Here is a 15,538-nt window from a genome sequence, read left to right on the forward strand (position 1 = left end):
CCGATGTTCATACGACGCGGCACACCGTGGGTGTTCAGGATGATGTCCACCGGGGTGCCGTCGGGCATGAACGGCATGTCCTCGGTCGGGAGGATCTTGCCGATAACACCCTTGTTGCCGTGGCGACCGGCGAGCTTGTCGCCGTCCTGGATCTTGCGCTTCTGCGCCACGTACACCCGGACCAGCTCGTTGACGCCCGGAGGCAGATCGTCGTCGTCCTCGCGCGAGAACACGCGGATACCGATGACCTTGCCGGACTCACCGTGCGGCACCTTCAGCGAGGTGTCACGGACCTCGCGCGCCTTCTCACCGAAGATCGCGCGCAGCAGCCGCTCCTCCGGGGTCAGCTCGGTCTCACCCTTCGGGGTGACCTTGCCGACCAGGATGTCGCCGTCGCGGACCTCGGCGCCGATGCGCACGATGCCGCGCTCGTCCAGGTCCGCCAGGACCTCATCGGAGACGTTCGGGATGTCCCGGGTGATCTCCTCGGCGCCGAGCTTGGTGTCGCGGGCGTCGATCTCGTGCTCTTCGATGTGGATCGAGGTGAGCACATCCTCTTCCACGAGGCGCTGCGACAGGATGATCGCGTCCTCGTAGTTGTGGCCTTCCCACGGCATGATCGCCACGAGCAGGTTCTTGCCGAGAGCCATCTCACCGTTCTCGGTGCACGGACCGTCGGCCAGCACCTGACCGGTCTCGACCCGCTGACCCTCGTCCACGATCGGCCGCTGGTTGGCGCAAGTGCCCTGGTTCGAGCGTGCGAACTTGCGCATCCGGTAGCTCTTGCGGGTGCCGTCGTCGGCCATCACGGTGACGTAATCGGCCGAAACCTCTTCCACCACGCCGGACTTCTCGTTCACCACGACGTCACCGGCGTCGACCGCGGCGCGCAGCTCCATACCGGTGCCCACGATCGGAGCCTCGGAACGGATCAGCGGCACGGCCTGGCGCTGCATGTTCGCACCCATGAGGGCACGGTTGGCGTCGTCGTGCTCGAGGAACGGGATCATCGCGGTCGCGACCGAAACCATCTGGCGCGGCGAGACGTCCATGTAGTCGACCTCGGAGGCGGGGACGAGTTCGTTCTCGTCATTGCCCCGGCGGCAGAGCACGCGCTCCTCGAGGAAGCGGCCATCGGCGTCGACCGGCGAGTTGGCCTGCGCACGTACGTGGCGGTCCTCCTCGTCGGCGGTGAGGTACTTGACCTCATCGGTGACCACGCCGTCGACCACCTTGCGGTACGGCGTCTCGATGAAGCCGAACGGGTTGACCCGCGCGTACACCGACAGCGAACCGATCAGGCCGATGTTCGGGCCTTCCGGGGTCTCGATCGGGCACATGCGGCCGTAGTGCGAGGTATGCACGTCGCGGACTTCCAGACCGGCACGCTCACGGGACAGACCACCCGGGCCCAGCGCCGAGAGACGACGCTTGTGGGTCAGACCCGAGAGCGGGTTGTTCTGGTCCATGAACTGCGACAGCTGGGAGGTTCCGAAGAACTCCTTGATCGCGGCCACGACGGGACGGATGTTGATCAGGGTCTGCGGCGTGATCGCCTCGACGTCCTGGGTGGTCATCCGCTCGCGGACCACGCGCTCCATGCGGGAGAGGCCGACCCGGATCTGGTTCTGGATCAGCTCGCCGACGGTGCGCAGGCGACGGTTACCGAAGTGGTCGATGTCGTCGACCTCGACCGGCACCTCTTCGCCGCCGGGCGCGGTCATCGCACGATCACCGGCGTGCAGACGCACCAGGTACTCGATCGTGGCGACGATGTCTTCCTTGGTGAGCACCGACGCGGTGATCGGCTCGCCGAGGTGGATGCCCAGCTTCTTGTTGATCTTGTAGCGACCGACGCGCGCCAAGTCGTAACGCTTCTCCTTGAAGAACAAGTTCTCCAGCAGAGTCTGCGCGGACTCCTTGGTCGGCGGCTCGCCCGGACGCAGCTTGCGGTAGATATCCAACAGCGCCTCATCCTGACCGGCGGTGTTGTCCTTCTCCAGCGTCGACATCATGATCTCGGAGAAGCCGAAACGCTCGACGATCTCCTCGGTCGTCCAACCCAACGCCTTCAACAACACCGTGACCGGCTGACGACGCTTACGGTCGATACGCACACCCACGGTGTCGCGCTTGTCGACATCGAACTCCAGCCACGCACCACGCGACGGAATCACCCGCACACTGTGCAGATCCTTCTCGGTGCCCTTGTCGACGGTGTGATCGAAGTACACACCCGGCGAACGCACCAGCTGCGAAACCACGACGCGCTCGGTGCCGTTGATGATGAACGTGCCCTTATCGGTCATCATCGGGAAATCACCCATGAAGACCGTCTGACTCTTGATCTCACCGGTGTTGTTGTTGATGAACTCAGCGGTCACGAACAACGGCGCCGCGTAGGTCATGTCCTTGTCTTTGCACTCGTCGATGGAGGCCTTGACCTCCTCGAAACGAGGATCCGAGAAAGACAGGGACATCGATGCGGAGAAGTCCTCGATCGGCGAGATCTCCTCGAGAATTTCCTCCAGACCACCGGTCGGGTTGCGCTCGCCGCGAGCGGCGAGTCGGGCCTTCCATTCCGGGGAACCGACCAACCACGCGAACGACTCGGTTTGCAGATCCAGCAAGCCCGGCACTTCCAGTGGTTCCCGGATCTTGGCGAAGGAAATCCGCTTCGGCGCTCCGGGCACACCGGCGACTACCTGGTCTTTGTCGGCGACCGTCCGGTTCGAAACTGACAAGATGCGTCCTTCCCCTTACGCGAATCGCGGCAATGCGCGATCGTCGCTTGTCCACTCGCGAATTCCGCCCCGGATGCGCACCCGAACGAAACTCGCGCACCACACGTGGAAAACACCACCGCATCGGGTGATGTTTACAACGATTGGTTCATGAGGTGGACGGGAGGCAACCAGCGCAACGTCCAAAATTACACGCATACCCACTGGATGTCGAGAGCGACAATCACAATTGTCAGCCCATGTCAGAACCCCGCCGAATTACTTCCCATTTATAGAATAACTCCGCCATCCCGCGCGAGTCAAGCTTCGGCCACATTTCGATCAATTCGAAAGCCGAACTGCCGATCCGGGTTTCGGGCGCCGTGCCGAGTCAGCCGATGGCGTGGTCCGTGGGCAGGTTGATGAAGCTCGGCTCATCCGGATCGAGTCGCAGGTACTGCGTTTTGAATTCGGTGTTGTTGAGCAGGGGCCGCAATGCCATGGCCTTCGGCGGGTTCGCGGCGAAGACGTCCACGCGCAGCCGGTGGCCGGGCGGCAGTACGGCCTGGGTCGGAATGACCGCGACGTCCAGCGCCACCGGCTTTCCCGGCTCGACGGGCAGCAGGCTGTCCAAGGTGATCGGGTTGTACGGCGCGGTGTAATCGCCGTTCGCCGAGCGCGCACTCTTGGCCTCGTCCACCGCGCGCATTGACGCGGTGAGCTGTCCGGTGCTCAGCACGGTCGACATGCCATCGGGCGCAACGTCGTTCACCGTGACATTCCAATATCCGTCCGCCGCATCGTGAACCGTATTGAGATGCACATTGATCGGACCCGAGATCACCGTCGGCTGGGTCATCTCCGGACTGGTGAACGTCAGCGCATTGCCTTCGGCGATTCGGGAGTCCTTGGCGCAGATATCCAGCGGCGAGGCGATTCCGGCGGACCCCTGGGCCGCATCGCGCGAGCATATGGTGCTCACACCGGGCGACACCTGCAGCGCAAGGCGCTCGCGCGGTGTCGCCGCGGTCAATGATCCGTCGTGCGCCGCATGGTCGGCGGTATCGCTGGATGCCGCGGACAGGTAGATACGACGATGCGTGACACCGACATCCGGGAACTGTCGCAAGACCTTCCAGCCCGAACCCTGCTCCCACAGCGTGATCGGCCCGTAGTCGCCGATGCCGTCGTCGATGCCCTTGAGCCACTTGTCGAACCACACCCGCTGCAGCACATCCAGCCGCGGCGGCGCGCCGGGCGCACCCGTGCCCGCGCCCGGATTCGCATGGTAGGTATCACCGATCACCAACTGCTTCTTCGCCTGGGGCAGTGGAATCGCGTTGTACAGTTTGGCCGCGCTATTGGCGAAGATGTCGTGCCAGCCGCCATAGACGAAGGTGGGCACCGTAATTCGCTCCGGATGCCCGAGAATTCCCTGCCGGAAATCACTGTCGGAATCGAGTGCGGCCGACAGTGCCGCGGGCATCCGGTCCAGGGACGGGGTGAGCAGCGACTGGAACAACAGATCGGTATTCGTTGCCGGATCCGCCACCCTGGACTGGAGCCACTTCCAGTCGAAGGTGCCGTTGAGCATCGACTGTATGTCGGGGATTATCTTCGTCTGGTTCACATTGGTGAGCCACATCGGCAGGAAGGTCAGGCCGACGCCGCCGCCCGGCGCGACGACATCGCGCATCAGATCGCTGCCCCCCTCCACGGGAAAGATGGCTTTCAATGCGGGAGGCGCGTTTTCGGCCGCGCGCAGCTGGTTGATGCCCGCATAGGAGCCGCCGCTCATCGCGACGTTACCGTTGGACCACGGCTGCGCCGCGGCCCATTCGATCACCTCGCGGGTATCCAATTGCTCACGCGCGCCCAGGGTATTCCACTGGCCCTGCGAGAAGCCGGTGCCGCGCACATCGGCGACCACCAGCGTGTATCCACTGCGGATCAGATTCCGGTCGATGCCGAGGATGGTCTGGATGGTGCCGCCGTCGAGTGCGTGCATCAAGTCGCCGAATCCGCTGATCGGGGTGCCGGAGAGGTTGATGCGCCGGACCAGGTCCATGGCGAGTGGCTGCAGGCCGGGCACGGCCAGCGCCGAATCGAACAGATTGGTCATGAGCTTCGTATACGGCGTGAGGTTCACGATCGTCGGCAGCGGCTGGTCCACCACCGCCTTCGCCGAGTCGACGGGCCGATAAACATTGGCCTTGAGCACGACACCGTCGCTCATGCGAATCGGGACATCCCAGTCGATATGGACATCGGAGTACTGCTGCGGACCGTCGTGCATCGCGGTCCACCGCTGGGCGAGCGTCGGGTCGCCGGTTTGCTCAGCAGTCGCGGAGCCACCACCGCTCGATACGAGCGCCAGTACCGCGGCAACGACGGCTGCTAACCGAGCCGAACGAATAAGCGCTGGTGCCACTCCATGCCCGGACAACGATTCACCCTTTCTCGACTGGTACGCAGCATGCGGACAAGGTCGCTTCGACGACGCGCCCAGACCATAGCAACGCATCGGCGAATACCTTGTTAGGTGCGGTCCGTTCGGTTCGTCGGATGCCACAGGGTTATCGAACCGTGACCGGTCGACTATTTCGGCAGGCCCATGCGGTCCGCGATGCCGTCGAGCAGGCAGGTCAGGGTCCATTGGACGGGGTCGGTGCCGCCGGCGCCGGTGCGGGCCGCGAACCAGCGAGCGAAGGCGGGGTAGCGGCCGTCGGCCAGGATCGGTGTCAGGATCGGTTGGGCGGCGGCGGCCAGTTCATCGTCGGTGTGCAGGCCGGATCGGGTCCGCATGCGGTTCTCCTCGGCGAGCTGCAGTGCGGCGCCGATGAGATGGCCGTCGACGGCGGCGGTGATCAGGGTCATGTCGTCGGCGGCGATGTCGAGAGGCTCGAGTAGAGCGAAGCGGAAGTCGAAGTAGCGCAGCGCATTCGGACCGAGCGGCGGTCGAGTGTGCACGAGTTCGCCGAACCAGAGGTGACGCTGGATCACCGACCAGGTGGCCAGGGCGAGCTCTTCCAGTGCCGTGCGCCAGTGACCCGACGGCGTTGCGGGCAGCGGAATCTCGCCGTAGACGGTGTCGATCATCAGATCGACCAGACCATCCTTGCTGCCGACATAGCGGTACAGCGACATCGGCGTCGACGCACCGACCGCGGTGGCGATCCGGCGCATCGTCAATGCCCGAGCGCCCTCGGCGTCGGCCACCGTCAGCGCCGCCCGCAGGATGCTCGCCCGGCTCAGCGTCGTGGTCGGCCGCCCCGGCGGTTCCGGCAGCGACCAGATCAACGGTCCGGGCGGCGACTCCTCGTTCATGCCACCTCCTTGCCCGGCATTCAACCATTCGTGTACAAAGTACACATGATGTACAACGTACACGCACCTCGGCTTCTGATCGTCGGCGGCGGGCTCGTCGGGCTCTCGGCCGCGCTGTTCCTGCGGCAGCAGGGCGTGGCAACGGTGCTGGTCGAACGCAGGCCGACCACCTCACCGCAGCCCAAGGCTCGGCGCATCAATATCCGCACCATGGAGTTGTTCCGCCAGCTCGGCATCGCCGACGACGTCCTGGACGCGGCCCGCGACCTCGCGGAGTACCAGCACTTCGCGGCCGGGCCGACGCTCGCGCAGGCCGCCCGGATCCCCTTCACGCTGCCCGGCGGCGTCCCGGACTGGTCGACCATCACCCCGGCCACCGCCTGCCTGTGCGCCCAAGATCTGCTGGAGCCGGTGCTGCGCCGCATCGCCGTGGCCCGCGGTTGTGATGTGCGGTTCGGCGTCGAACTGACCGACTTCGCAAACGAACCCGACGGCGTCGCGGCCACGATCCGCGCCGTCGATGGCACGGTCGAGCGGCTGCGCGCGGACTATCTGATCGCCGCCGACGGTGCGTCGAGCCCGATCCGCGAACGGCTCGGCATTGCGCGCGATGGTCGCGGCACGCTGGGCCGGGCGGTCAATGTCTACTTCCGCGCCGATCTGTCGGAGTTGGTGCGCGGACGCGAATTCAACCTCTGTCAGATCGAGAATGCCGACGCACCAGGCGCTTTCGCTTCGATCGACGGGTCACACCGGTGGATATTCACCACCACGGAGGGCATCGACCACCCCGTCGACGAGTGGCCGAGTGTATTGCGCACGGCCATCGGCATTCCCGATATCGCCATCGACGTGCTCAGCGTATTGCCGTGGGAGCCAGGGATGTTCGTCGCCGAGCGCTACCGTGTGGGCCGGATCTTGCTGGCCGGGGATGCCGCCCATGTCATGCCGCCCTTCGCCGCCGCGGGCGCGAATACCGGGATCGAGGACGTGCACAACCTCGCCTGGAAGCTGGCGGCCGTATTGCGCGGCGCAGACCCGGCATTGCTGGACACCTACCATGAGGAACGCCGCCCGGTCGGCTGGTACATCGCCGACCAGTCGAGCATCCGAACCGCCGACCTGCGCACCATGAATCGCGAATCCACGGACGCCACACCGCTCGCCGACCCGATCGCCATGATCCTCGGCAACCGCTATCACTCGGGCGCGCTCGTCGACGACGGCAGCCCGAACACCATGGCGCACCTCGATCTCACCGGCCAACCCGGCACCCGCCTGCCCCATCGCTGGCTGCCCGACGGCCGATCCGCCCTCGACCTCGTCGACACCGCCTGCGTGCTGCTCATCGGACCCGACGGAACCACCTGGAAAGCCGCCGCCGCGCACCTGCCGCTCGAAGTCCATGAGCTGGACCAGGATTGGACCGATACCGTCGGCCTGTCCCCCACCGGTGCGTTACTCGTGCGCCCCGATCAGATCATCGGATGGCGCATGCCGACTCTGCCCGACGATCCGGTCGCCGAGCTGAGCACGGCCTTGGACCGCATCTTCCGCCGCGCGGCACCGGGAGCCTGAAGCCGCTATTTCGGCGGTGTCCCGATCGTCTGGACTTGCTTTCCATCCCAATGGAATTGGACCGGCGTGATGGTGCCGTCCGGACAGGCGTTGCAACTGCCGGGCGTCTTGTAGGTCACACCGACGGTGTCATCGGTCGTGCGGCCGGGGTCCAACGCGGTGAACCCGTGACTGTCCCGCGTCGCCGTGCCGACGAACTCACCCTTGTGGAACAGCAGCACATGCTCCGGTGAGCTGCCCGTCGCGCCCTGCACCGTGATGATCACGGCCGACAGCGTGACGCACGGATCGAAGGTGCCCTGGAAACTCGCCGGATCGGTGGACCAGGGCGCCTTGGTGATCGGCTCCGTGGGCAGTGTCGCGATCGCGGAGCGGATCACCGGTGCGGCCAGGTCGACCCCGCATTTCGGCGCGGCACTCGACGTGGTCGCGACTGACGTGGTCGCGACCGGGGTGGTCGCGGAGGGGCGGGGCGTCGAGCCGTCCTCGCCCGGTCCGCAGGCGGTCACGCAGGCGAGTCCGGCACCGAGGGTGAGCAATACGAGCCGATAGGTCTGCATCCAGAAAAGCCCTTCAAGTCCGACGAGTATCTCGATCGCACAGCGCACCCATCATCGCATCGTCGAATCCGGCGACCGCCGAGGCCGGGCTCCCAAGGCTGGGGTCGCCGCGTCGCCGGTGAGTCGATAACGTCGACACCTGACCGAGTCCTGATGAGGAGATCTGAATGGGTTCAACGATTTTCGCCGTGTTCCTACCGCTGGCGCTGGCGCTGGTGATGTTCGGACTCGGGTTGACCTTGACCGTCGACGACTTCGCGAGGGTGCTGCGATATCCCAAGGCGGCGGTCGTCGCGCTGGTGTGTCAGATGGTGGTGCTGCCCGCGATCTGTCTCGGTCTGGTCTACCTGTTCCGGCTCGAGGGTGCGCTGGCCGTTGGCGTGATGTTGCTCGTCGCATCCCCTGGCGGTCCGTCGGCGAATCTGTTCAGCCATATCGCCGGTGGCAATGTGGCGCTGAATATCACACTGACCGCGATCAATTCGATCCTCGCGGTCTTCACCCTGCCGCTGGTGGTCACGCTGGCCTTCACCTTGTTCATGGACGACGACGCCACCATCGGGCTGCGGCCGGACAAGTTCATCCAGGTCTTCGCGATCGTGCTGGTCCCGGTCGCGCTCGGGATGTGGGTGCACCGCCGATTCACCGCGTGGGCGGAGCGGATGCGCAAGAACGTCAAGATCGTCTCGGCGGTGGTGCTACTGCTGGTCGTGGTGGCGGCGGTGGGGCGCGAGTTCGACACGCTGACCGAAAACATCGGCAAGCTCGCCACCCTCAGCCTGCTGCTCTCGACGCTGAGCTTCGTCATCGGCTACACCGTGCCGCGCGTCTTCCAGGTGCGGACCGATCAGGCGATCGCCTCGGCGATGGAGATCGGTATCCACAACGGCGCCTTGGCCATCGCGGTCGCCTCCAGCGTGCTGCACAATTCGCAGATGGCGGTGCCGCCCGCGGTGTACGGGGTGCTGATGAACGTTCCGGCCGTGATCGCCGCATACCTGCTGGCGCGCCGGGTACGCAAAGACGCTCCGACACCGGTTCCCGCCGGGTAGCGAGGTCGCCAGCCGCGAAACATAGGGGCTGGCGCCGATCGATAGCCGGGTCGAGGCTCGGTGTAATCGGACACCGAGCACGGCGATGGGTAGCCTTTGCCTGTTCGACGTCACGTGAGAGGACCCCACTTCGCGATGCGACCGCTCGGCACAGACGATCCAACGCGGATCGGGGACTACCGCCTGCTCGGCCTGCTCGGCGCGGGCGGGATGGGTCGGGTGTACCTCGGGCGCAGCGCGGGCGGTCGCACGGTCGCGGTGAAGGTGATCCGCCCGGATCTGATCGGCAACGAGTACCGGGAGCGATTCCGGCGCGAGGTCACCGCGGCGCGGCGGGTCGGCGGGAAGTTCACCGCGCAGGTGCTCGACGCGGATGTGGACTCGACGCCGCCATGGCTGGCGACCGGATATGTCGCCGGATTCTCGTTGACCGACGCGGTCGAACAGTTCGGCACCTTCAGCGAGAACACGCTGCTGGTGCTCGCGCACGGACTGGCCGAGGCGTTGATCGCCGTGCACGCTGCCGGGATCGTGCATCGCGACCTCAAACCGTCGAATGTGCTGCTGGCCGTGGACGGGCCCAAGGTGATCGACTTCGGCATCGCCAGGGCCGCCGAGGACAGTGCGCTCACCACCACTGGAAATGTCATCGGCTCACCGGGATTCATGTGTCCCGAACAGGTGGTCGGCCCGGCAATGGGCCCCGAGGGCGATGTGTTCGCGCTCGGCGGCGTTCTCGTCTACGCGGCCACCGGGCAGGGGCCGTTCGGCTCCGGTGAAACGGTGCAGATGCTGTATCGGGTGGTGTACGAGGAGCCGCGCCTGGCGGCGGTGCCGGAGCGGTTGCGTCCGCTGATCGCGGCCTGCCTGAACAAGGATGTCGCGGCGCGCCCGACACCGCAGCAGCTCTTGGATCAGCTGGCCGAACTGGGCGTCCCGGAACGCGGCGGCTGGCTGCCCGCGCCGGTGCTCGAGGAGGTAAGCAGGCGCGCGGTGGCGCTGCTCGATCTGGAATCCGGGCCGATGGAGTTGCCGCCGGTCGGGTTCGCGCCAACGGAGCCGAATCCGTCACGGTCGGCGCCGACGATTTCTCGGCCTGTGCCGCAATCGAATTCGGGGCCGCTCACGCCGCTGCCCATGACGATATCGGGGCCTGTGCAGGCGGGTCAGGGCACTGCTGCCAATACGGTGGCTTGGCAAGCCGGTCCGTCCGGTGGGTCGGGTGTGTACGCGCCGTATCCACCGGCGCACGACCGGTCCGGGCCTGCCTACTTCGTCGGGCAACAGCCGCCCGGCCAACCCGCGCATCAGCCGCCCGGCCACTACGGCCAAGGCCAGACCCGATCCGCTCCGCTGCCGAAAGGCCGCTCCCACCGCACCGCGTTGATTATCGCGGCCGTGGTGGTCGGTGTCCTGGTCGCGGTCGGCGCGTTCGTCATCGGGACGCAGCTCAAAGACAAATCATCCAATTCCGCTGTCAGCGCGAAGAGTTCGGCGGCGGCCGGCACCACGTCCGTTGTGACCACCAGTGCGAGCCCGTCAACGACGCAGGTCTCGACCACCTCGACATCGGGCGCCCCGGTGCCGAAGGCGTTCGTCGGCAAATGGACCGGGACGGCCAGGGATGCGCTGGCCACCTTCGACATCGAGCTGACCGTCCATGACGGGAAGGTCGGCGAAGAGATCGCCGCCTCGTCGAATACCGGGCAAGCCTCGGGTACCCGGTGTGAACGCGCCGAACGTCTGACGAACGTCACCGACACCGAGATCACTTTCGTGGCACGGCTCTCCGGCGGTGCGGGCGGCTGCATGGACGAAGGGTCGGTCTCGAAGGTGCTCCTGCAATCGGACGGTTCGGTGACCTATAGCTTCAGCGGCGGTTTCAGCGGACTCCTCGGAAATATCACCGGAACCCTGCACAAGAGTTAGTACCGGATTCTCCTGGCGCGCCTTCCATTGCACAGCCTGCCGATCGATCATCCTGTGGACGGCAAATCATCCGTGAAGGGATCAGCTCATGCGCGTAGTAGCCGAGGTGCTCGTCGGCCTGGTGGCGTTGCTCCACATCTACATCCTGGTGATGGAGATGTTCCTGTGGACGACGCCGCGGGTGCGCGCGGCCTTCGGCAGTACTGTCGAATTCGCCGAGCAGACCAAGGTATTGGCCGCGAACCAGGGGCTATACAACGGTTTCCTGGCGGCCGGGCTGATCTGGGGCGTGATCGCCTCGGATCCGGTCGGATTCGCCGCGATGATCTTCTTCACCGCATGCGTGGTCGTCGCGGGGATCTATGGGGCGGTGACCGCGAATCGTCGAATCCTGTTCGTACAGGCCCTTCCCGGCGCGATCGCACTGGTGGCGGTGCTGGTGGCGGGCAGTAACTAACGCTTGCCGAATCGGCGACGGGCGCGGGCACGGTCGATCGCGGTCGTCCACGACAGCTTTGCGATGGCACTCGCCTCCCGCACGACGGTGCGCGGATCGGCGAGCAGCAGATCGGCGCCCTCGCGCCCGACCATCGCGGTGACCTTGCGCCGCACGGCCGGGCTCGCCTTGCTCATATGCCCGCTGTCGAAGGGCGGTCGCGGATCGTATTCGATCATCAGCTGGATCGCCTCGGCCGCCTCCTTGCCCGCGATCTCCCCCGCCAGCCACAGCCCGAGGTCGATGCCGGCCGAGACGCCCGCGGCGGTCACGATCTTGCCGTCGCGCACGATGCGTTCCTCGCCGCGCGGCTCGGCGCCGAGCGCCTTCAACGCCGATAATCCGGCCCAGTGCGAGGTCGCTGGCTTACCTTTCAGGATCCCGGCGGCGGCGAGGACCACCGATCCGGTGCACACCGATGTGGTCCAGGTCGAGGTCTCGTGCACCTGCCGCAGCCAGGCGAGCAGCCTTTCGTCGGCGGCCGTGGTCGCGGTCGCGGGGCCCGAACCGCCGATGAGAACGATATCGGGAGATGGCGTCTCGTCGAAGGAGTGCGTCGCGCCGAGCAGCAGGACACCGCTGTCGGTGGTGATCGGGCCCGGCTCGTGCCAGACGAACCGCAGCCTTGCGCCGGGCAGTAATCGAAGCACCTCGTACGGCCCGATCACGTCGAGTGCGGTCATTCCCGGATAGACGACGATGGCGATCTGCATTGATCATTCCCTCCCGTGGCGGCTGGCCCGCTGTCGAGCGTAGCGCTCCACATCGGACCGATCACGACATGAGTCATTCTGGACCGGGCAAGATCGAGATACACCCGCCGCGACGTGCGTCGCTCGTCAAGTTCACATCGAGGACCCCAGAAAGCGGGGTCTCGCACGTGCTTTGACCGATTACTAGCCTTTCCTTAGCCGACGCGGGGAGGCGTGCGGCAGTCGAAAAGGGGTAAGTCATGCGTAACAAGCACATTCGTGCTGCTATCAGCACCGCCACGGCCTGCGCAGCTACGGGTCTATTCGCTATCGGGTCGCCTGGTTCGGCGAGCGCTTCGGCTGCGGAAGGATGCAACAACGACGTATGTCTCGTGGCTGAAGACGACGGTGTCGTCCAGGTCAACTGGCCCACCGGATTCGGTCCGATTACGATCCATGGTGCCATCTGGGGCCAGGATTTCACGACGAACACCCAGACTGAGACTCTGGACAACAGGACATACCGCGGCTATTTCAAGCTAAATCGGCCCTACCGCACGGGCGAGACGATCTGCGGCCAGATTTGGCGGCACTGGCCTGACGGTCTGAACACGGAGTACATCAGCGTCGGCCTGCCCTGCGTCAGGATCAGCTGACGCGCACCACCGGACAGGACCGCACGTGCGAGTCACTGCTGTCATCCAGAAGCACGAACCCGCCTTGATCTGCGACATGCGTTGCGGGACTGGCTGATTCGGCATGGCCGACGCGAGATCGCGAAGCTCGCTGCGGAAACTCGAGAACCCGCATGTCGCGGGCCGGTCACGGTCGCGATCCCTATGGTCGAGGGCACCTCTACTGTGCCTGCAGGACTGGATGAAACTGCCGCCGCTGGTAACAGCGCGTGTGCTTCACCGGCCGGGAACGTGGCCGTGCCGATTCGGAACGTTTCCAAATTCGGCAAGCGGTTCTCGCACCACCCCTGTGGGATGGTATCCAGACCAGGCAGACTCGTCCATGCTCCGTTTCGACGGGGGTTCATGGACAGATGCAACCAGGCTTCGGCGCTGACAGAAACAGGCACGTGTCGACAAGTGATGTCCGCGATGCTCGTGGGTCTCATGGAGGGCTGGTTGCTGTGGTTCGACCATCCCGACGACGGGGATGACGAACCGTGGGAGCTGCTAAGTCTCCTCGACGACAACCGAATCGACAACAGTTGACGACAGCAGAATCGACCGTCGGTGACAGATATCGTGATCAAGTGACAAATATCGTGATCAGTCACAATACACCCGACCGAGCGCAGGCGCAGATCGGAGGAACACGCATGGCGAACACAGGTTCGGTTGCGCGTCGATGGATCGCTGTCGCCGCGGTGCTCGTGCTGGGTGCGGTCGCGGGCTGTGACAGCGGTTCGCAACCGTCGCCCGATCGGGCGACGGCGGTGGTCACCAGCATCGCACCGAGTACGCCGTCGGGGGTGCCGGATCTGGATGCGGAACAGGAGATCGTCCGCGATCTCGACGTGCCGTGGGGCCTGGCCTTCCTGCCCGATGGTGACGCGCTGATCGCGGAGCGGGATACCGGCCGGATTCTGCGGGTGCGCTCGGGTCGCGCCCGAGCAGGTGTACGAGGCGCCCGGCGTCCTCGCGCGTGGCGAGGGTGGTCTGCTCGGTCTCGCGGTTGCCGCCGATTATGCCGAAACACGTTATGTCTATGCCTATTTCACCGCCGCCGACGACAATCGAATCGTGCGGTTCCGGCTCGACGGACGACCGGAGGTCATCTTCGACGGTATCGCGAAGGCCGGTATCCACGATGGCGGCCGGATCGCATTCGGGCCCGACGGCATGCTCTATGTCGGCACCGGTGATGCGGCGCAGGGCAATAGAGCTCAGGACCCGGCGAGCCCCAATGGCAAGATTCTGCGCCTGACACCCGATGGCGCTCCCGCACCGGGCAATCCGACGCCCGGCTCACCGGTCTACAGCCTCGGCCACCGCAATGTGCAGGGTTTGGCCTGGGATCGCGCGGGCCGACTCTTCGCCGCCGAATTCGGCCAGGACAAATTCGACGAGATCAATCTGATCGAACCGGGCCGCAACTACGGCTGGCCCGCCGTCGAAGGTATGGGCGGCACAGATCGCGGATTCACTGACCCCCAAGTCATTTGGAAACCCGCCGACGCATCGCCATCGGGCATCGCCATCTCCGGCGACACGCTCTACGTCGCGGCGCTACGCGGCGAACGACTATGGACGGTCCCCTTGCACGATGGCACACTCGGCACACCGCAGGCCCACGTACGCGACCTCGGCCGCCTGCGCACCGTAGCGGTCGCCCCGGATGGCGCCCTCTGGCTGACCACCTCCAACACGGACGGCCGCGGTGACGTCCGTGCCGGTGATGATCGCATCATCCGCTTCCCCGCGCGTTGAGCCGCGTCATTTGACCACCTTTCCGGCGGAGGCCAGATCGCGGCGCAGCAGTGCGATTTCGCGGGCATGGCCGCGGCGGCCGGCCAAGCGGTACAGCAGTCGGATCGGGGCCGGAATGTGGCTCAGGAATTGCGACCATTCGCGGGCGTCGGCTTCCTCGGCGATATGACCGAGAAATACCAGGGCTCGGCTCATCGGCAGGAATGCCATGCCGCGCTTGCCGAGTTCGGCCCATTGCGACTCGGTCAATGTCTCGGCCACGATCGGCAGGACCGAATCCTCTTCCAGGCGAAGATGTTCGGTCAGTATCTCGTGTAGTCGACGCAGGTCGTCGACCAGCAGATCCACCGTTTCCGTTCCGCCCTGGTGTTCCCATTCGGCCAGTTCGTGATCCACGCGCCGCATTACCGCGTCGATCTCTTCGTGCTGGATCCGCATGCGTTCGACCAGCGCCGAATCCACCTGCGCCGAACGCAGTCTCGGCCACACCAGCTCATCCTCGCAACCGTGATGATGGTGCAGGGCGTTGAGCATTTCGCGACCGTGTTCGCTCACCCGCGCCACCTGCTCGGCATCGCCGGGCGAAGTGACCTCGACAATGTCTGCCAGCAAACGGAATTCGCGACTGAAGACCCGATGTACCAGCACCATGTCGTGGGTATCGCAGCCCGGCGCCTGCGCCGCCCGACGGCTCATAACATCCGCTCCGGCGCCGGTAGCGACCCCGTACCCAGATCGAA

General features: G+C 65.5%; 12 protein-coding genes and 1 pseudogene. 7 read left to right on the plus strand and 6 right to left on the minus strand.

All coding sequences use genetic code 11. The features are described 5' to 3' along the window. From rpoB to ACHQ4I_RS28620, 3 genes are all read right to left on the minus strand, one after another. On the minus strand, positions 1-2,747 hold a 2,747-nt coding region (gene rpoB / locus ACHQ4I_RS28610; RefSeq protein WP_420775192.1), incomplete at its 3' end, for a DNA-directed RNA polymerase subunit beta. Positions 2,748-3,114: 367 nt separating this feature from the next. Then, positions 3,115-5,019 carry a CocE/NonD family hydrolase gene (locus ACHQ4I_RS28615; protein WP_420774973.1) on the minus strand — a complete coding sequence of 635 codons (1,905 nt, stop codon included), beginning with the start codon at positions 5,017-5,019 and terminating at the stop codon, positions 3,115-3,117. A gap of 302 nt (positions 5,020-5,321) precedes the next feature. Then, positions 5,322-6,050: a TetR/AcrR family transcriptional regulator gene (locus tag ACHQ4I_RS28620; protein WP_420774974.1), complete on the minus strand. Its 729-nt coding sequence runs from the start codon at positions 6,048-6,050 to the stop codon at positions 5,322-5,324. 45 nt (positions 6,051-6,095) lie between these two features. Between ACHQ4I_RS28620 and ACHQ4I_RS28625 the strand changes: the two genes are divergently transcribed. Beyond that, entirely contained in the window at positions 6,096-7,628 is a 1,533-nt protein-coding gene (locus ACHQ4I_RS28625; protein WP_420774975.1) for an FAD-dependent monooxygenase, read from the plus strand. 5 nt (positions 7,629-7,633) lie between these two features. Here the strand turns inward: ACHQ4I_RS28625 and ACHQ4I_RS28630 are convergent, their stop codons facing one another. Next, positions 7,634-8,188 (minus strand): LppP/LprE family lipoprotein, encoded by a 555-nt coding sequence (locus ACHQ4I_RS28630; protein WP_420774976.1) that lies wholly within the window; start codon positions 8,186-8,188, stop codon positions 7,634-7,636. Positions 8,189-8,355: 167 nt separating this feature from the next. Here ACHQ4I_RS28630 and ACHQ4I_RS28635 point away from each other — a divergent pair, with 167 nt between their 5' ends. The 3 genes from ACHQ4I_RS28635 to ACHQ4I_RS28645 all read left to right on the plus strand — a co-directional run bounded on the left by ACHQ4I_RS28635 (position 8,356) and on the right by ACHQ4I_RS28645 (position 11,626). Beyond that, complete coding sequence (locus ACHQ4I_RS28635; RefSeq protein ID WP_420774977.1) at positions 8,356-9,240, plus strand: bile acid:sodium symporter family protein; 885 nt, start codon at positions 8,356-8,358, stop codon at positions 9,238-9,240. Between the two features lie 135 nt (positions 9,241-9,375). After that, complete coding sequence (locus ACHQ4I_RS28640) at positions 9,376-11,169, plus strand: serine/threonine-protein kinase (protein ID WP_420774978.1); 1,794 nt, start codon at positions 9,376-9,378, stop codon at positions 11,167-11,169. A gap of 88 nt (positions 11,170-11,257) precedes the next feature. Then, positions 11,258-11,626, plus strand: coding sequence for a DUF1304 domain-containing protein (locus tag ACHQ4I_RS28645; protein ID WP_420774979.1), 369 nt, complete (start codon positions 11,258-11,260; stop codon positions 11,624-11,626). On the opposite strand, the gene ACHQ4I_RS28650 is transcribed toward ACHQ4I_RS28645, so the two are convergent. Beyond that, complete coding sequence (locus tag ACHQ4I_RS28650; RefSeq protein ID WP_420774980.1) at positions 11,623-12,378, minus strand: DJ-1/PfpI family protein; 756 nt, start codon at positions 12,376-12,378, stop codon at positions 11,623-11,625. The two genes, ACHQ4I_RS28645 and ACHQ4I_RS28650, sit on opposite strands and share 4 nt — an antisense overlap. Positions 12,379-12,617: 239 nt before the next feature. Between ACHQ4I_RS28650 and ACHQ4I_RS28655 the strand changes: the two genes are divergently transcribed. The 3 genes and pseudogenes from ACHQ4I_RS28655 to ACHQ4I_RS28665 all read left to right on the plus strand — a co-directional run bounded on the left by ACHQ4I_RS28655 (position 12,618) and on the right by ACHQ4I_RS28665 (position 14,798). Further along, on the plus strand, positions 12,618-13,013 hold the full coding sequence (locus ACHQ4I_RS28655; RefSeq protein WP_420774981.1) for a hypothetical protein: 396 nt from the start codon (positions 12,618-12,620) through the stop codon (positions 13,011-13,013). Between the two features lie 220 nt (positions 13,014-13,233). Next, complete coding sequence (locus ACHQ4I_RS28660; protein ID WP_420774982.1) at positions 13,234-13,428, plus strand: DUF2510 domain-containing protein; 195 nt, start codon at positions 13,234-13,236, stop codon at positions 13,426-13,428. A gap of 259 nt (positions 13,429-13,687) precedes the next feature. Further along, a pseudogene (locus ACHQ4I_RS28665) lies at positions 13,688-14,798 on the plus strand (PQQ-dependent sugar dehydrogenase). A gap of 6 nt (positions 14,799-14,804) precedes the next feature. Here ACHQ4I_RS28665 and ACHQ4I_RS28670 read toward each other — a convergent pair. After that, positions 14,805-15,494, minus strand: coding sequence for a hemerythrin domain-containing protein (locus tag ACHQ4I_RS28670; protein ID WP_420774983.1), 690 nt, complete (start codon positions 15,492-15,494; stop codon positions 14,805-14,807). Positions 15,495-15,538 lie beyond the last annotated feature (44 nt).

It is taken from the genome of Nocardia nepalensis (assembly GCF_048910785.1).
In the GTDB taxonomy this organism is placed as follows: Bacteria; Actinomycetota; Actinomycetes; order Mycobacteriales; family Mycobacteriaceae; genus Nocardia; species Nocardia nepalensis.